This is a genomic window from Streptomyces sp. NBC_01264 (assembly GCF_026340675.1).
Lineage (GTDB): Bacteria > Actinomycetota > Actinomycetes > Streptomycetales > Streptomycetaceae > Streptomyces.
This window is the reverse complement of sequence record NZ_JAPEOX010000003.1, coordinates 1-16,989: the sequence shown is the minus strand read 5'-3', so window position 1 is coordinate 16,989 and position 16,989 is coordinate 1. Positions and strand designations below refer to the sequence as shown.

Annotated in this window: 13 protein-coding genes and 5 pseudogenes; 11 read left to right on the top strand and 7 right to left on the bottom strand. The window is 70.3% G+C overall.

Annotated features, from left to right (window positions below; all coding sequences use genetic code 11):
• Positions 1 to 137: 137 nt before the first annotated feature.
• Positions 138 to 443: pseudogene (locus OG435_RS43995) on the bottom strand (Tn3 family transposase); the annotation flags it as partial.
• Positions 444 to 494: 51 nt separating this feature from the next.
• Positions 495 to 1,535 (bottom strand): annotated as a pseudogene (locus tag OG435_RS43985) (aminotransferase class V-fold PLP-dependent enzyme).
• A 586-nt stretch (positions 1,536 to 2,121) separates the two neighbouring features.
• Between OG435_RS43985 and OG435_RS43980 the strand changes: the two are divergent.
• Together OG435_RS43980 and OG435_RS43975 are read left to right on the top strand one after the other, a co-directional pair.
• Positions 2,122 to 2,913 (top strand): ABC transporter ATP-binding protein, encoded by a 792-nt coding sequence (locus tag OG435_RS43980; protein WP_266886661.1) that lies wholly within the window; start codon positions 2,122 to 2,124, stop codon positions 2,911 to 2,913.
• 38 nt (positions 2,914 to 2,951) lie between these two features.
• On the top strand, positions 2,952 to 4,904 hold the full coding sequence (locus OG435_RS43975; protein ID WP_266886659.1) for an ABC transporter permease: 1,953 nt from the start codon (positions 2,952 to 2,954) through the stop codon (positions 4,902 to 4,904).
• 162 nt (positions 4,905 to 5,066) lie between these two features.
• On the opposite strand, the gene OG435_RS43970 is transcribed toward OG435_RS43975, so the two are convergent.
• Positions 5,067 to 6,026, bottom strand: coding sequence for a hypothetical protein (locus OG435_RS43970; RefSeq protein WP_266886657.1), 960 nt, complete (start codon positions 6,024 to 6,026; stop codon positions 5,067 to 5,069).
• A 265-nt stretch (positions 6,027 to 6,291) separates the two neighbouring features.
• Between OG435_RS43970 and OG435_RS43965 the strand changes: the two genes are divergently transcribed.
• The 4 genes from OG435_RS43965 to OG435_RS43950 all read left to right on the top strand — a co-directional run bounded on the left by OG435_RS43965 (position 6,292) and on the right by OG435_RS43950 (position 8,831).
• A complete protein-coding gene (locus OG435_RS43965) occupies positions 6,292 to 6,558 on the top strand; it encodes a hypothetical protein (protein WP_266886655.1) in 267 nt (88 codons plus the stop codon).
• Positions 6,555 to 6,905: a DUF6247 family protein gene (locus tag OG435_RS43960; protein WP_266886653.1), complete on the top strand. Its 351-nt coding sequence runs from the start codon at positions 6,555 to 6,557 to the stop codon at positions 6,903 to 6,905. Before OG435_RS43965 ends, OG435_RS43960 begins: the two co-directional genes overlap by 4 nt.
• Positions 6,902 to 7,177: a hypothetical protein gene (locus OG435_RS43955; protein ID WP_266886651.1), complete on the top strand. Its 276-nt coding sequence runs from the start codon at positions 6,902 to 6,904 to the stop codon at positions 7,175 to 7,177. Before OG435_RS43960 ends, OG435_RS43955 begins: the two co-directional genes overlap by 4 nt.
• Before the next feature lie 982 nt (positions 7,178 to 8,159).
• Positions 8,160 to 8,831 carry a hypothetical protein gene (locus OG435_RS43950; RefSeq protein WP_266886649.1) on the top strand — a complete coding sequence of 224 codons (672 nt, stop codon included), beginning with the start codon at positions 8,160 to 8,162 and terminating at the stop codon, positions 8,829 to 8,831.
• Positions 8,832 to 9,103: 272 nt separating this feature from the next.
• Here the strand turns inward: OG435_RS43950 and OG435_RS43945 are convergent, their stop codons facing one another.
• Positions 9,104 to 9,823: an IS6 family transposase gene (locus OG435_RS43945; RefSeq protein ID WP_266874691.1), complete on the bottom strand. Its 720-nt coding sequence runs from the start codon at positions 9,821 to 9,823 to the stop codon at positions 9,104 to 9,106.
• Between the two features lie 589 nt (positions 9,824 to 10,412).
• On the opposite strand from OG435_RS43945, the gene OG435_RS43940 reads away from it, so the two are divergent.
• The gene (locus OG435_RS43940) at positions 10,413 to 10,967 is read left to right on the top strand and encodes an EF-hand domain-containing protein (protein ID WP_266886647.1); all 555 of its coding nucleotides are present in this window, start codon (positions 10,413 to 10,415) and stop codon (positions 10,965 to 10,967) included.
• A 67-nt stretch (positions 10,968 to 11,034) separates the two neighbouring features.
• Here the strand turns inward: OG435_RS43940 and OG435_RS43935 are convergent, their stop codons facing one another.
• Positions 11,035 to 11,457, bottom strand: coding sequence for a hypothetical protein (locus tag OG435_RS43935; RefSeq protein WP_266886645.1), 423 nt, complete (start codon positions 11,455 to 11,457; stop codon positions 11,035 to 11,037).
• 49 nt (positions 11,458 to 11,506) lie between these two features.
• Here OG435_RS43935 and OG435_RS43930 point away from each other — a divergent pair, with 49 nt between their 5' ends.
• Together OG435_RS43930 and OG435_RS43925 are read left to right on the top strand one after the other, a co-directional pair.
• Positions 11,507 to 12,922 (top strand): ThiF family adenylyltransferase, encoded by a 1,416-nt coding sequence (locus OG435_RS43930; protein WP_266886643.1) that lies wholly within the window; start codon positions 11,507 to 11,509, stop codon positions 12,920 to 12,922.
• Positions 12,919 to 13,953: a 3-oxoacyl-ACP synthase III family protein gene (locus OG435_RS43925; protein ID WP_266886641.1), complete on the top strand. Its 1,035-nt coding sequence runs from the start codon at positions 12,919 to 12,921 to the stop codon at positions 13,951 to 13,953. Before OG435_RS43930 ends, OG435_RS43925 begins: the two co-directional genes overlap by 4 nt.
• Positions 13,954 to 14,143: 190 nt before the next feature.
• On the opposite strand, the pseudogene OG435_RS43920 reads toward OG435_RS43925, so the two are convergent.
• Positions 14,144 to 14,434: pseudogene (locus OG435_RS43920) on the bottom strand (DDE-type integrase/transposase/recombinase); the annotation flags it as partial.
• Positions 14,435 to 14,484: 50 nt separating this feature from the next.
• Between OG435_RS43920 and OG435_RS43915 the strand changes: the two are divergent.
• Positions 14,485 to 16,218 carry an IS1182 family transposase gene (locus OG435_RS43915; RefSeq protein WP_266875295.1) on the top strand — a complete coding sequence of 578 codons (1,734 nt, stop codon included), beginning with the start codon at positions 14,485 to 14,487 and terminating at the stop codon, positions 16,216 to 16,218.
• Between the two features lie 26 nt (positions 16,219 to 16,244).
• On the opposite strand, the pseudogene OG435_RS43910 reads toward OG435_RS43915, so the two are convergent.
• Positions 16,245 to 16,739 (bottom strand): annotated as a pseudogene (locus tag OG435_RS43910) (IS6 family transposase); the annotation flags it as partial.
• A gap of 60 nt (positions 16,740 to 16,799) precedes the next feature.
• Here OG435_RS43910 and OG435_RS43905 point away from each other — a divergent pair.
• Positions 16,800 to 16,989, top strand: a pseudogene (locus OG435_RS43905) (IS3 family transposase); the annotation flags it as partial.

Sequence of the window (16,989 nt, the reverse complement as noted above, 5' to 3'; positions counted from 1 at the left end):
GCCGAGGGAGCGAACGCCGCGCCGGTGACAAGGCAGCCGGCGAATCCGAGCAGGACCGTAGCCGTGCGCATCCGAGGGGTCCAAACCGAGAGGGCCCCTCTACTCCTGATCGTCCTCGTCAAGCCCCAACCCGGCCGCGGATCGCGCAGCGGACGCAGGGCGCCGGTGGCCGGGGGCGAGGCGGTGAAGCTGTAGCGGCCGAGCACGTTGAGGATCGCGTGCTTGAGCGGGGAGAGCCGGGCGATGTCCTCGTCCGGGATCTTGTGGCCCTCGGCGCGGAGCTGGGCAACCGCGGCGTCGATGTACTTCGTCGTGAGCACGATGGCGTGGAGGACCAGGCCGAGCGCGCCGAGCTGGTCCTCCATCCCGTCCCGGTACGCCTGGTGAATGGTGCCGCGCTTGCCGTGGCACACGTCCCGCGCCAGCTTGGGGTGCGGTTCCTCAGGACCGGGTGGCTTCGTGGCCGGTGGATGCTAGGGGTGGCAGAGCGTGGATCAGCCGGTCGATTTCGTTGTCCGTGTTGTAGTAGTGCACGGAGGCACGGACGACCGAGGTGAGGGAGCGGGGTTCGAAGTCCCAGCGTGCGTAGTCGGCGATGGAGACCGAGACGTTGATCCCGCGCGTCCGGAGGACCGCGCGATGACCTGGCTGTCGTGGCCCTCGACGGTGAAGGTCACGATGCCGCACTGGTGCGAGCCTCGGTCGTGGACCCGCACTCCGGGCAGCGCCCGCAGGCGCGCGCGCAATATGGTGGCCAGGTGGGTCACCCGTTCCTCGATCGCCTCCATGCCGAGGTCGAGGGCGTAGTCCACGGCGGTGCCGAGACCGATCTTGCCGGCGTAGTAGGTCTCCCAGTTCTCGAACCGGCGTGCATCGGCTCGGACCTGTTACCTGTCGGCCGATGTCCAGGTGGCCGCGTGCAGGTCCAGGAACGGCGGCTCCAGCTGTTCGCGGATCCGCGGCGAGCAGTACAGGAAGCCGGTACCGCGCGGGGCCCGCAGGAACTTGCGGCCGGTCGCGGTGAGCAGGTCGCAGCCGATCTCACCGACGTCGACGGGCATCTGGCCGACGGACTGGCAGGCGTCCAGCAGGTAGACGAGGCCGGCCTGGCGGGCCACCTTTCCGATCTCGGCGGCCGGGTTGACCAGGCCGCCCTGGGTCGGCACGTGCGTGATCGCGATGAGCTTGACCCGTTCATCGATCATCGCGCGCAGTGCGTCGACATCGAGCTGACCGTCAGCGTCATCGGGTACGACGTCGACGCGCACGCCGTGGCGGCGGGCGGTCTGCAGGAAGGCGATGGCGTTGCTGGCGTACTCGGCGCGGGCGGTCAGGATGCGGTCGCCTTCGGCCCAGGGCAGGGAGTAGAACGCCATGTCCCAGGCGCGGGTGGCGTTCTCCACCACCGCGATGTCATCCCGTCCGGAGCCGATCAGGCGGGCCAGCGCGTCGTAGGTGTGCTCGATCCGCTCGGCCTGCGAGGCCGCGGCCTCGTACCCGCCGATCTGCTCTTCCAGACGCAGATGCCCGATCACGGCATCGACTACCGGGCGGGGCGCGAGAGCAGCCCCCGCGTTGTTGAGATGGACCACCCGCGCGACTCCCGCCGTCTCCTGACGGACCCGCTCGACGTCGATCGCCACCGGCATCCAGCTCCTTCACGGTCTTCGCGAGTGGCCACGGCTTGACCGAACGCTCACAGATGCCCGTAGCGTTCAAGAATGTCTCACGGGGCCTGCGATCTGCGGTTGGCTCGAGCGCGGGGTCGTAGGCGGGCGGGGGTATGTGAAGGCCGTCGGTGGTGAACGAAGCGGGCGGGGCGGACAGCGGCACGACTCGGGCGCGCGGCAGACGGAGCGCACCCCTGCTCCCGAGTTCGGTCACTTGTTCGATAGTCGTGTGCGTCCCACCCTCTCGGGACTGCCGCAGCAAATGCGTGCACCCTCGCGAGGGGCGGCCGGAGAACCCGCCGCATTAAATCCGGCATTCTCCGCGACGGACCAGCGATGGCACGAGGGGAACCCACTGCCGCGTGGGCCGATCAGGGGATGCCGTGTCCGGTCGGGCGCGTGGAGCCTTGGACACCACCTTTCTGCCGTCCAGCACCGTCCGGAGACCTTCATGCGCCACGCCGCCTCTTCCCCTGCCGCCACCCCATCGACCCGGGGTGCAGTGGGCCGCTCGGTGGCTGCTGCGGTCGGGCTGTGCAAGGTCTACGGCGAGGGGGAGACCCGGGTCGCGGCATTGGATGACGTGAGCGTGCAGTTCGGGCGGGGTGAGTTCACCGCGATCATGGGGCCTTCCGGATCCGGGAAGTCCACGCTCATGCACTGCATGGCGGGGCTGGACGACTTCTCGTCCGGTTCGGTGCGGATCGGTGAGACGGAGCTGGGCGGTCTCGATGACCGGCATCTGACGCGGATACGCCGGGAGAAGCTGGGGTTCATCTTCCAGGCGTTCAACCTGCTGCCGACCCTGACGGCTCTGGAGAACATCCTCCTGCCGCTGCAGCTCGCCGGCCGCACAGCCGATCAGGACTGGCTGGACACGGTGGTGGCGAGCGTGGGCCTGGCCGACCGGCTCCAGCACCGCCCCTCCCAGCTCTCCGGCGGACAGCAGCAGCGCGTGGCGTGCGCTCGCGCTCTGGCCTCGCGACCGGAGATCGTCTTCGCGGACGAGCCCACCGGCAACCTCGACTCCCGCTCCGGCAGTGACGTCCTCTCCTTCCTCGCCGCCTCGGTACGGGAACTGGGCCAGACGGTCGTCATGGTCACGCATGACCCCGTCGCCGCGTCCTACGCGGGCCGGGTGGTCTTCCTCGCCGACGGCCGCATCGTCGACGAACTCCACCAGCCCACGGCCGATGCCGTCCTGGCGCGCATGAAGCGCTTCGGCACCGACCAGCCCGCCTGACAACCCAGGCCGCACGCACCGACATCAAGGACTTCCGCATGTTCCGCACCGCCCTGCGCACCGTGCTCGCCCAGCGAGCCCGCCTGACGTTGACAGCCCTGTCCGTTCTCCTCGGCGTCGCGTTCGTCTCGGGCGTGCTCGTCTTCGGCGACACCGCCGTGAACGCCGAACGCGCCGCGGTGGACAAGAGTGCCGGCGACGCCTCGGTGGTGATCAGCACCAACCGGCCGGCCGGCGCCGACGCCGGTCTCGGCCGGGCACTCCTGCGCCGTACCGAAACCCTGCCGGGAGTCGCCTCTGCCCGGGCTTCCGTATCCGGTCACGTCGCCGTTGACGGCAAGAACGGCCAGCATCTGTACTCGGTCGCCGGCAACTACAGTCCGGGGAAGGACGGCAGCGACCCCGCCTATCGCATGGTGGAGGGACGCCCTCCCGCCCGGTCAGGTGAGACGGCCATGACCCGCACGGCCGCCACCGCGGCCGGGTACCGCCTCGGCGACACCGTGCCGGTCACGGTCGGGGCCGGCCAGGCCGGACCCCAGAAACTGGTCGGCCTCTACGCACCCGCCGCCGGCCGCACCACGGGACCGGCACTGCTCTTCAGCACCGACGCCGCACAGCGCCTCCTTCTGAGCCCGGGCCGCTACTCCCAGATCAGCCTCACGGCAACGCCCGACGTCTCCGACCAGCAGCTCTTGGCCCAGGTCCAACCGCTCATCGCCCAGGACAGCGCCGCCACGGTGCAGACGGGTTCCTCCGTAGTGGCCGGGAAGACGGCGCAGGCCGAGGAGAACATCAAACCGCTGACGAACATCCTGCTGGCCTGCGCGGGTTTGGCCCTGTTCGTCAGTACGTTCATCATCGCCAACACCTTCACCATGCTGGTCGGTCAGCGCACCCGCGAACTCGCCCTGTTCCGCGCGGTCGGCGCCACCCGCCGCCAGGTCAAGGGCTCGGTCCTGGCCGAAGCCCTCCTCGTGGGCACGGCAGCCTCCCTGTGCGGTGTGCCTCTGGGCATCGGCCTGTCCGTGCTCATCAGGGCGGGCATCAGCGCCGCAGGCGCCGACATGCCGGCCGGACCTCTGATCGTCACACCCGTCACCGTGCTGCTGTCCCTTGGCATCGGCATCCTCGTCACCGTCCTGGCCGCGTGGCTGCCGGCCCGTCGCGCCGCCAAAATCGCCCCCGTCGCCGCCATGAGCAGCATCCACACCCCACCGACACCCAAGAGCCTCGCCATCCGCAACATCCTCGGCGCAGTGCTCGCCGCCGTCGGAGCGGGCATCGTCACCGTCGGGGCAGGTATCGGCAATGCGGCAGGGGGCCGGGTGATCACCGGCGGAGCCGTCCTCATGCTGCTCGGCATGATCGTCCTGACTCCGTTCCTCTCCCGCCCAGTCATCGGCCTCGCCCGCAAGCCGCTGGAACGCTTCCTCCCGGTGACCGGCCCACTGGCCTGCGGCAACGCGGTACAGAACCCGCGGCGTACCGGCGCTACCGCTTCCGCGGTCAGCATCGGCGTCACGATGGTCAGCGGCATGGCCGTCTTCGCCGCCTCGCTCCAGCACGACATCGACGGCAAGGGCAACGGCGGCACCTCCGGTCCGATCATCGAAATCCTGACCGGGATGTTCGTGATGACCCTCGTCATCGCGGTCGTCGGAGTGGTCAACACCCTGACCATCTCCGTCTTCGAACGCCGCCGCGAGATCGGCCTGCTCCGCGCCCTCGGCATGGACCGCACCGGAGTCAGACAGACCATCCGGATCGAAGCCCTGGTCATATCCGTCCTCGGATCGGTACTCGGCGTCGGCATGGGAGTGTTCCTCGGCTGGGCCATCACCCAGGCAGCCGCCATGGAACTCGTCATCCCGTGGGGAAAGCTGGCACTGTTTTTCGCCGCAGCCGCCCTGGTCGGCCTCGGCGCCGCAGCAGCGCCCGCCCGCCGCGCAAGCCGGCTCAACGCCCTGGCCGGTATCAAGAGCGAGTAGCTGCCGTCTGCGCTTGCAGGGCCGGCAGTCGGCCGCTCGCCGTAGCTTCGCCGCGACGAGGATCGGATCGAGGCCCCGGTCGTTCTCGAGGATGAGGCTGGGACCTTCAGCCGCCTCCACCCGCCCCGGGCGCCCGCGACCGCCGTGGCCACGCCGGGTGGGCTACACCAGTGGATCGGCCGTGGCTGGGGTCCGGCCTGCTGCGGCGGGTTCCTCGCCCTCGTGTGTGTTCAGGCGTCGTTGGTGTCTGCGGGGCAGAACTGTTCGAGGAGGAGGGGTGTGCCGAGGGCGAGGGTGACCAGGCGGCGGTGGGCGGCTTCGAGCGTGCGGCGGGCGGCGGGCGGCGGGGAGGCCGGCGGGGGGTGCGGGGCGGTTGCCGCGGGGGCGGCCGGGGGCGGTGGTGACCCAGAGTTGGTGGACGTCGCCGCCGTGGAGGGTTTTGCGGTGGCCGGCGGTGAGGGCGTGGTGGGTGTCGTGCCAGCGGGCGACGGCGTGGCGGCTGACGGTGTCGAGGGGGTACCAGGCTCCGGCGGTGCGGGCGCGGGGGAGGGGGCGGTCGAGCTGGAGGTCGTCGAGGGTCATGGGCTGGAGGTGGGCGAGTCCGTGGCCGGTGGTGACGGCGAGGGCGATGAGGGCGACGGTGCGTTCCCAGGTGGAGGTGAGGATGCCGTCGGGTTGGTGGGCGGTGAGGAGTTTGAGGGTGCGGTGGGCTTCGGTGGGGCTGAGGCGGGGGGCGAATTCGGGTTTGGGGACGGTGAGGGTGAGGGGGTGGCCGGCGTGTGCGGAGAAGGTGTTGAGGGTGCTGGTGCGGGCGGCCATGGAGTTGGCGGAGGCGGGGGCGGCGGGTCCGCGCAGGCTGTTGCGCCTGCGGGTTTCGCCGCGGGCGGCGGCGTCGAGCCAGGCGGTGGCGTGGGCGGGGTCGAGGAGGTCGGCGAGGGTGAGGTCTGCTTCGCGGCAGTCGTGGGTGGTGGCGAGGTGGGCGGTGTACTCCTGGAGGTAGGTGCGGCGCAGGGAGCGGGTGGACTCGCCGGGGAGGGAGGAGAGGAAGGCAGCGATGGCCGCGCGGGCGGAGGAGCCGGACGGGCCGGAGCGGTGGCGGGCCCCGGGCAGGGCGGGAACCACCGGTGCCGGCAATGTGAGGGAACGATGGGAGGGAACGATGGGAGGGAACGATGGGAGGATCTTGCTCTTATTCAATCGCAGACCCCAAGGACGGCGACGCACCGGCAAGGAGCGAGCCCGCCGAGTTGCGCGACGGTGGCCGACGAGGTGAACTCGGCGACCCGCACCCGGAACGTCGAACGTGTTGCAAGAACTGATCTGGCAACTGATCCCCTAATGGCAATAGAGATTGCAATTAAGTCGCTTTAGGGTGCACACTCCCCCCATGAGCGACACACCCCGCACCCGAGCCCGGCAGGCCGAGCTCACCGCCGCCGAACAGCGCGAGCTGGCCCGCCTGCAGACCGCCATCACCGAGGCCCGGGAAGCCCTCGCGGAAGCCGCGGGGCGCATCGCCGTCACCCACGGACGCGGCGGGAACTCCGCCGTCGCCCGCGTTCTGGACGTCACCCCGCAGCACATCTCCAACCTGGCCGCCGCCTACCGCGCCACCCTCATCGAGCAGCCCGCCGAGGGGAGCGCGGCCGCATGAGCACCGCACCCCACAACCCCACCGGCCCTCTGATCGACATGCCGGCGAAGACGCCCGCAGCGCTCCGCGCCGCCGTCGCACGGCTCGACCAGACGGCGCTCGACCGCTTCGACGAGCACTGGACCTCGGCCACCGCCCAGACCCGCGACGAGTACAGCCTCATGCCCGCCCGCGCCTTCACCGAGCACTGGTGGGTGTGGGTGGCCGTCGAGCGGTGGCCCGAGCTCGCCGCCCGCTTCCGGGAGTGCGAGCGCATCACCGCCGACTCCGAGGACCGTGCGGAACGCCGGGCGGCTTCCGCCGAACTCGGCCGCATCCTTGCCGAGGCGGAGGCCGCCGCCGCGTGAGCGACTGGATTTGGGAGTACCTCCCTGACGCCGAGCACGTCGCCGGCGGACTGAGCGGGCCGCAGCGATCCGAGGTCGAGACGGTCGCCCAGCGGATCGCGGACGCGGTCGGGGTACGGCGCATCGGCCACCCCTACGACATCCGCGAGTCCGCGTCCGGCGTGAAGACCCACGCCGAGGGGCCCGTCATCGTCTGGTACCAGGAGGACTACCGCGACGACGTCGTGCTGATCCTGCGCGTCCAACACTTCAACGCCGACGAGGAGGATTAGCCCATCGCATTCGCCGAGATCACCCATCACCACCACGGACCTGAACAGCCGGCAGTACCGGGCGATCGACGTCATCGACGCCCTCGTCAAAGCCGGCTCAAGACCGGTCCCCGCTCACCCGGACCATCACCAGCAACGGCGCGCTGCGCGGCCAGGTCGAGCGCGTCACCTCGCGCCTGACCGAAAACGACCGCCCCGCGAGTCGAAGAGGTACTCGGGCGACCTCGATTGAGAGGACCGCGTATCCGCGGTTCGAGCTGCTGATCACCTCACATGAGCTGCATCTGTTCTTCGCGACGAGCCGTGACGAGGTCGAGTGGACGGCTGCCCGGACCGACTGCGACGAGCACCTCCTGCACGAGGGCTTGCGCCTACAACCCGACGCTGTCCGCCACTACCGTGCACCTGGGATTCACGGCAGCTGATCAGCGGTCTCGCCGGGCAAGAATCGCCCGCGGTCGAAAGTGAGGGCGGGTGGGTTCGTACCGGCCGACGACGCCAACGGCCGCTGGCTCGTCCGATGCGCCAATGCGTTGATATCACGAGCGCGTCCAGGGGCGGTGCCGTCGCGTGCCCCCCGTCCTGGGGCAAGCTCGCTCTGACTGGAGTGCCTTAGAACCCCTGAAGAGAAGGAAGTCCCCAGATGAGTGTCGAGTCCGGGTGCAGCCCCGTGCACGGCCCGCCGTCCAGGCGGGGGAGGTGGGTTGCCGGAGGCGCGATGGCGTCCACGGTGCTCGTCCTTTCATGTCTGGCCGACCCGGCGCTTGCCACGGCACGCGTCGTGGCGGCCCCGGCGGGCGTGACCGCGGTGGGTGCTTCTGTCGGTGACACATGTGAGAAGGGCAAGAACCGGCCTGATCGAGAAGGTGCCTTCGGACCGGCCGGGACGTCTGCCCACCACCCGTGCAAGAAGGGGCCGACCGGCCCCGCCGGGCCTCCCGGGCCTCCCGGGCCTCCCGGGCCTCCCGGGCCCATCGGTCCGATGGGGCCCGCCGGCCCGCCGGGGCCCGCCGGTCACCACGGACTGCGTGCGTTCCTCGCTGACGGTACGTTCGTCCCGCCCGCGGGCGTCACCTCCGTCCATGTCCAGGCATGGGGGGCCGGTGGCGGGGGCGGCGGCGGGGCGGGCGCTGTCACCATGGGCGACATCAGGCCGGGGGCCGGCGCGGGCGGGGGCGGCGCCGGCGGTCTGGCCTGGTGCGTCGTGTCGGTCAGCCCGGGCAGCACCTACACGGTCGGCGTGGGGGGCGGCGGCAGCGGCGGCGGAGCCGGCGCTGCCGGAGAGTCGGGCGATGGCGGTGACGAGGGCGGGGACACGACGCTGACTGCGCCCGATGCCACCGCCCTCGTGGACGCTGAGGGCGGGCAGCCGGGCGCACCAGGAACTCCCCCCATCCCGGGTGACGGGGGCACCGGCGGCACGGCGATGTGCCAAGGCGACGGGGTGACCCGCACCGGCCCCACCGGCGGAGACGGCCAGTCGGGCACCGAGATTTCGGGAGGCCCCGGCGGACAAGGCGGCGAACCCGCCCCGCAAGGCATCATCGCCCTACCACCGGGCCGGGCCACCGGCGGCGACGGCGGGAGCGGCGGAGACCAGGGAGGCGACGCCGGCAGCACGGGCGGCGCCGGGTACATCGTCCTGTGGTGGTGAGTGCGGGCTGACCTGCCGTTCTTCGTAGCCCCACCCCGCTCGGCCACGCTCGTCGCGCATAGGCTCGCCCATGGATGGGTGCTGTCACGTTGTCCGGGCGTCTGGGATGATCTTCGGGTTGGGGTCTTCCGGGGTGGGGTGGGGCTCGTGTCGTCTGTGGTGCCGTCGTACAAGAATCACCGCTACCCGGCCGAGAGGTGCTGTCACGTTGTTGGTGGTGTGATCGTTTGATTGCGCGTCAGGCCGTGCGGGGGCCGTCGGCGGCCCGCTGCTCAGGCTGTGGCGGGCATGCCGGTGGTGCCGGTGATCTGGTTCCAGACGGCGAAGCGGATGGTCATCTCGAAGCGGTGGCGTCTGGCGGTCATGAGGTGGCGGTGGGGGCGGAAGTCGGGTGAGATCCCGGTGAACGCGGAGAGGAAGCGTTGCGCCCCGCCGACGCTGCGGAAGCCTTTCATCGCTCGTTCACGCTGACGGGTGGGCTGGTGGGAGTTCTCCGCCCGGTTGTTCAAGCCCTTGTGCGAACGGTGCTCGACCGAGGGCATCACCTCACGGTGCGCGGCCCCGTAGGAGCGCAGCTTGTCGGTGACGACCACCCGGGGCACTCGCCTGGTCGTGGTCAGGAGCCGGCGGAAGAAACGCCTGGCCGCAGCCTTGTCACGACGGTTCTGGACCAGGATGTCCAGGACGTTCCCGTTCTGGTCGACGGCCCGCCACAAGTACTTCCACGCCCCGTTGATCTTGATGAAGACCTCGTCGAGGTGCCACTTGTCGCCGGGCTGCGGGCGGCGCCGGCGCAGAGCGTTGGCGTAGGCCTGACCGAACTTCAGACACCAGCGGCGGACGGTCTCGTAAAAGACGATCACGCCCCGCTCGAGCATCATCTCCTCCACCTCACGGAAGGAGAGCGGGAAGCGGAAGTACAGCCACACACAGTGCGCGATGATCTCGACCGGGTACCGGTGGTTCTTGTACGACGGCACCACAGACGACACGAACCCCAGCCCCTCACCAGACGGACAACCCGAAGATCATCTCACCCTGCCCCGACAACGTGACAGAGCCATGCAGGCAAGTGCCTGGCGGCCAGACTCGGGTCCTTCCGGAGCGGGTACTGGCCGAGAAGTTGGCCTCTTGGGAGGTGTGGCCTCCGATTGGGGGGTGGCAGTGGAGGGGCGCGCGGGCGAAGTGACGATTCGGCGCCCTCTGAACGGCCAGGACTGCCTGGATTCCCCGCGAACCGGCGCGCACGGTGATGTGCGCGCCGGTTCGCGTGCCCGTTCACTGTGCGGAAAGGATCCGGCGGCTCCTGCGGCTGCCCGCCGTGGTACGGAAATCACGTGGTGAACAGCGGAGTTGGTGAGGCTGGTGGGTGCGCAGGGCCGGGGGACTGCGGTATCCGGGGGCGCGCGATCGGTCGGGAATCGCCCTCGAATGGGTGGTGAGTCGATCGGCTTCGTTGACTCCTGGATGTCTGTTCCCCGCGTCCGTTCGGGTGGCCTATGACGCTTCGGGTGATCACCCGCGCAAAGGATGGGGCGCACGACCGTGATCATCGGTCGCCGACGTGAGCAGGAGGACTCCGTGCCCGATACCGCCGTCATCCCGGTACTGACCCGCAAGATGCGCTCCATGTTCGCGCTGCTCGACGCCGACCGAGATGGCTTCCTCTGCGCGGACGACCTCACCGCCGTTGCCGACCGGATGGACGCGGTCTTTCCCGGCCAGGCGGCCCGCATCGGCACGCTGCGCAGCACCCTCCACGAGCTGTGGCAGGACCACCTTGCGCCCACCGTTGCCGGCGCCGGCCGCCTTGACGTCGAGGCTTTCGAGCTGGGCATCCGGCGCTCGGTGAGCGTCAGCCCGGTCACCCTGCTGGAGACCCTGCACGAAGGGGCGTGTGCCTGGCTCTCCCTGTGCGACACCGACGGGAACGGGCTCATCGACCTTGAGGAATACCAGCGGCTGAACCAGGCGATCGGCGGTCTGCCCGCGCAGCAGATGGAGGAGTCGTTCCGCAGGCTCGACCGCGACGGCGACGGAACCCTGGACCCGGCCGAGATCGACGCCGCCGTCGTGGAGTTCTTCACCAGCGAGGACCCCGAGGCCCCCGGCAACTGGCTGTACGGGCCCTTCTGACCCGGTCTCCGGGCGCAGCAGCACGGCGGAGTCACCCGCGAGTCAAAGTCGAAGAGGAGGACGGTTCTCAGTGCAGCAGGTTTACAGGGCCGTGGAGACGCCCTGGCACGTCTCCGCGTTCCGCGTCGGCCCCGGGGATCCGGAGGCGGTCGGGCTGGTCGGCCGGATCCGGGAACTCCGGGCGAGGATTCTGTTCGATCATGGCCGTCGCCCCGGCTTCCGGTCGGCCGACGGCGCGTACGCCGATGACCAGGAACTCGATTTCGAAGCCTGGCACTTCGTCGGCCGCCGCACGCCGGACGGCCCGCCGCTGGGCTACGTACGGCTCTCCACGCCCGAGACGGGCGAGCTGTTCCAGACCCGGGCCTATCTGGGGGCGGACCGGTACGAGGAGGTGCTGCGGGAGCACGGCCTCGGCGTAGGAGAAACGTTCGAGCACAGCCGGCTCGTCGTCGAGCACCAAGCCCGCAAGCTGGGTCTGGGGATCCACCTCAACGCCTTCGCCATGGCCGCGGCACGCTGCCTGGGGGGCCAAGGCGATGATCGGCACCTCCGGAACGGCCGACGGGCAGGACCGTTTCCACGAGCGGTTCGGATTCCGTGCCGTACCGGGAACGCGCCGGTACGTCGAGCGGTACACCGAGGACGTACTGATCATGCTGTACCAGGCCGCAACCCCGGCCGGCGAGTACAGCGGCCTCGTCGAGCAGCTGGAGGACGCCTTCCCCGCCGCCACCATCCCGGTACGGGACGCCGTACTCGACGAGCCGGGCCGGGCGGCGGCCAAGGCCTCCGAGGCCCCCGCGGTGAGTGCCCCCGCGTACAGCACCGCGGCCACCGCTACGGTCACCGCCACCGCCACCGGGGCGGAGGCCTGCTGGCAGCCGGTGCTGTACGACCTGGCGCGCGCGGACGACAGGCGGGCCCGCGAGGCCCTCCTCGCCTCCGGTGCGGTCCGGGAGGTCATGGACACCATCGACGAACAGCTGGTGGAACTGGTCACCAGCCGGGAACCGGCGCTGCGCTCCTCACTGCAGGCCGTGGCGCGGGCGGTCGCGGGGCAGCTCGGCGGCACCGCGCCGCACGACTACGGAACCTGGGTCTGGTACCCGTGGTCGGGACGGCTAATCCACCTGCTGCCCCGGGAGGAGTTCCGCTTGGTGCGCACCGACCGCAACCGGGGCCGGATCGAACGGCCTGAGCAGCGCCGCCTGTTGGGATGCAGGGTGGGCATCATCGGCCTTTCGGTCGGCAGCAGCGCTGCCTTGACCTTCGCGATGGAGGGCATCGGCGGCGCTTTCAAACTCGCCGACTTCGACACTCTCAGTGTCTCCAACCTGAACCGGCTGCGTGCGGGAGTGCACCACCTGGGCCTGAATAAGTGTGTGATCGCGGCCCGGCAGATGCTGGAGATCGACCCGTGGCTAGACATCGAGATCCACCCCGGAGGACTGACCAACGAGACGATGGAGGAATTCTTCACCGGTGGTGCGGGCCCCATCGACCTCCTCGTCGAAGAATGCGACACCCCCTACGTGAAGCTCGCCGCCCGCGAGCACGCCCGCGCGCTGGGCATTGCGGTTGTGATGGACGCGAACGACCGGGGCCTGCTGGACGTCGAACGCTTCGACCTCGAACCCGACCGGCCCCTCCTTCACGGGCGCCTGGGCGCCACCACCTCCGCGGACCTGATCGGCCTGACCTTCGAGGAGTCGGTCGAGGTGATCCTCACGATGGTCGACCGCACACGCATCAGCCCGGAACTGGCCGCCGCGGTACCCCAGATCGGCACCACGCTCAGCAGTTGGCCGCAGCTCGCCTCGGGTGTCGCACTCGGCGGGGCCCTGACGGCGGAAGCCGTCCGCCGCATCCTGCTCGGTCTGCCCCGGCCCTCGGGTCGCTTCTACACCGACCTCGAAGCCCTCACCTCTGCCGACCGGAGCACCCTCGCATGACCATGACGTACGAGCAGGCCGCCCACACGCACACCGGTGACGGCCTGCCGGTCCCGTTCGGCGTCGCGGGCACCGGCCTGCACCTGCCCCCGGCGATCGTGACCAACGAGGAGCTAACCCGGAACCTGCGGACGAGCCAGGAGTGGATCACGACCCGCACCGGGATCCGGGAGCGCCGCCGGCTGGCACCCGAACTGGCCACCTCCGACATGTGCGTGGCCGCGGCCCGGCCCGCACTGGAGGCCGCCCGGCTCGACCCCTCGGAGCTGGACGCGGTCATCGTCGCCAGCTACACCGCCGACCAGCCACTCCCCTCCACCTCCGTCATCGTGAAGAACGCGCTCGGCGCCACCAGAGCGCTGGCCATGGACGTCGCCCAGGCCGCCTGCGCGTCAGGCATCCACGCCGTACTGCAAGCGGCCCACCTCCTGCAGAATCCCTCGATCACCACCGTCCTGGTCATCGGAGCGGACTGCGCCTCCCGCGTCATCCGCCCCACCGACCGCACCGGGGGAGTCTTCTTCGGGGACGCCGCGGCCGCGGCCATCCTGACGAGCGCCGAAACTCCGGGGGCCGGACTGCTCTCGTACGACATCGGCTCGCAGCTCTCGTACGCCGTCCAGATCCCCGGGGGCGGCTCGCGCCTGCCCACCACCGCCGAGACCCTCGCCTTGGGAAAGCAGTACGTCTCCATGGACGGACCCGCCGTGTGGGACACGGCAACCACGCGCCTTCCGCAAAGCATCACCGGCGCGACCCGCCGGGCGGGCCTGCTGCCCACCGAGATCGACCACTACTTCTTCCACCAGGCGAACATCAACATCCTGACCGAGACGCTCCGCCGCCTGGACATCCCGGCCGACCGCGCGCCCATCACCCTCGACCGGCTCGGCAACACCGGGGCAGCCGGCCTGTTCACCGCCCTCCACGAAACCGCCTCAGCCGGCGGACTACGCCCCGGAGACACCTACATCCTGTGCGGCATCGGCGCCGGCTGGCACTGGGGCACCCTCTGCATGCGCCAGCCCTAACCGACCCGGCCCCGACCCACGTACGACCCGGCCGGGCCTCCGCGCGGCTGACCGTGCGCACGGGCCGACGCTCTGGCAGCGGATCTACACAATCAGCACCCGAGGGCTCAGCAAGGCGTTGTCAGGTTGAGTGATTCTCGGGGGCATCTTCTGGTTCGGGACGTGTCTGGCCGTGGTAGTGGTGTCTGTTTCAGGTGGCCGCGGGCAGGCCTGCGGTGGCGGTGATCTGGTCCCAGATGGCGAAGCGGGTGATCATTTCGGTGCGGTAGCCGGTGGCGGTGAGGAGGTGGCGTCGGGGTCTGAAGTGGGGTGAGATGCCGCTGAACGCGGCCAGGAACCGTTGGGCTGCGCCGACGGAACGGAACCCCTTCATCGCGCGTTCCCGCTGCCTCGTCGGCTGATGTGAGTTCTCGGCCCGGTTGTTGAGTCCCTTGTGGATCCTGCTGGCCAAATGTCGTGTCCTGCGGTGAGGGCGGGCGGTTGGCATGGTGGTGGCCGGTTCTGTCGTTCCCGGCTGGTGGGGTGGGAGTCATGTCGTTGCTGCCGGAGCAGTGGCCCGAGGTCCCTGAGGTGACGGTGCGGGTCGCGCGGGCGGTGGCTGGTCGTGGGGCGCCGCCGTTGGCTATGCGGGTGCGGGATGAGCTGGGCGGGCTGTTCGCGGATGCCGAGTTCGCCGGGGCGTTCGGTCTGCGGGGCCGGCGGGGCTGGTCGCCGGGGCGGCTGGCGATGGTGACGGTGCTGCAGATGGCGGAGAACCTGACCGACCGCGCCGCCGCCCACCGGGTCCGGTTCGACCTGTCGTGGAAGTACTGCCTTGGCCTGGAGTTGGAGGACGTCGGCTTCGATGCCTCGGTGCTCTCGGAGTTCCGCACCCGGGTGGTCGAGCACGGCCTGGAGGAGCGGGTACTGGATCTGCTGCTGGCGGCATTGAAGGGCAAGGGCCTGGTCAAGGCTGGGGGTAAGCAGCGGACCGACTCCACCCACGTGCTGGCGGCGGTGCGGGACCTGAACCGCCTCGAGCTGTGCGGGGAGTCGGTGCGGGCCGCGCTGGAGGCGCTGTCCGCCGCGGCCCCGCACTGGGTGGCGCAGGCCGTGGACGTCCGTGGGTGGAACCGCCGCTACGGGCGGCGCATCGACGAGAGCTGGCGTCCCGCCAGCTCCAAAGCCAAGCGGGACGAACTCGTACTGGACTACGGCCGTGACGCGGTGGCCCTGCTGCGGGCGGTCCACAACCCTCACTCGCCCCTGTGGCTGCGCGAGCTGCCCGCGGTCCAGGTCCTGCGCCGGATCACTGTGCAGAACTACCTGGTCACCACCGGCGGCGACGGGCGGGAGGTGGTCAAGCGGCGGGAGGCGGACAAGGAGGGTCTCCCGCCCGGCAGACTGCGCCTGGCCTCGCCCTACGACCTCGACGCCCGCAACGGCACCAAGAACGCCCTACACTGGACCGGGTACAAACTGCACATCAGCGAGGTCTGCCAGCGGCCCCGGCCCGGCGGAGGGACCCCGCGGCCGGGACGCCGGGCGCGTCCGGACATCCCGAACGTGATCACACATGTCGCGACCACGGACGCGACCGTGCCCGATGTGAAGCTGGTCGAGCCCGTCCACCGGGCCCTCGCCGACCGGGGCCTGCTGCCCGCCGAGCACTACCTCGACTCCGGCTACGCAAGCGCGGAACTCCTCGCCGGGGCCCGGGCCGCCTTCGGGATCACCCTGGTCGCACCGCTCCTGGCGGGCACCTCCCGCCAGGACCGGGAGAACGCCGGTTACCAGCGCGAAGCCTTCACCATCGACTGGGACGCCGAGCAAGCCACCTGCCCCCAGGGCGCCACCAGCAGGTTCTGGAGCCCGGCCCGGCAACACGGCCGCGAAGGGATCGCGGTCCGCTTCGACGAGGCCGACTGCGGCCCCTGCCCGGTCAGAGCGGCATGCACCGACGCCACACGCCAGGGCCGCCAGCTCACCCTGCGCCCACGGGACCTGCAGGAACTGATCAACACGAACCACGCCGCCCAGCAGGACGCCGACTGGCAGACCACATACGCCCTGCGCGCCGGCGTCGAGGGCACCATCCGCCAGGCCACAGCCGTCACCGGTAACCGCAGGGCCCGCTATCGCGGCCTCGCGAAGACCCACCTCGAACACGTCTACTCCGCCGTCGCCCTCAACCTCATCCGCCTCGACGCCTGGTGGAACAACCAACCCCTCGACCACACCCGCACCAGTCACCTCGCGAGACTTGACCTCACCCTCACGGCCTGACTGCCCCCCACATTTGGCCAGCAGGATCCCTTGTGGGAGCGGTGGTCCACCGAGGGCATCACCATGCGGTGGGCGGCTCCGTAGGAGCGGAGCTTGTCGGTGATGATCACTCTGGGCACCGAGCGGGTCTTCTTCATCAGTTTCCGGAGGAAACGCCTGGCCGCGGCCTCGTCGCGGCGGTTCTGCAGCAGGATGTCGAGGACGTTCCCGTCCTGGTCGACGGCACGCCACAAGTACTTCTGCACCTTGTTGATCTTGACGAAGACCTCGTCCAGGTGCCATTTGTCGCCCGGCTGCGGGCGGCGCCGGCGCAGCGCGCCGGCGTAGGCGGGGCCGAACCGGCGGGTCCACTGGTGGACCGTCTCGTAAGACACCTCGACGCCCCGCTCGAGCATCAGCTCCTCGACCTCACGCAGACTCAGACCGAAGCGGTGGTACAGCCACACGCAGTGGCTGATGATCTCCGGCGGGAAGCGGAAACCCCGGTACGACACCGTCTCCACGAGCAGCCCCTCCAGCAACCCCGACCAGACAGATGATCATCCCACCGAGCGACACCCCCACTCAACCTGACAACGCCCTGCAGCATCCTTGGTGTCAGCCGCTCGAGCTTCTACTACTGGCGCCGGACAGCCACGGGCCGGGCCGCCCGGCAGGCAGCCGACGCGAGGCTCACCGTCCGGATACGGGCCGTGCACAAGGAATCGGACGGCACTTACGGAGCCCCGAGGATCACCGCCGAGCTCCGCGAGACGAGCGGAGAAGCGGTGA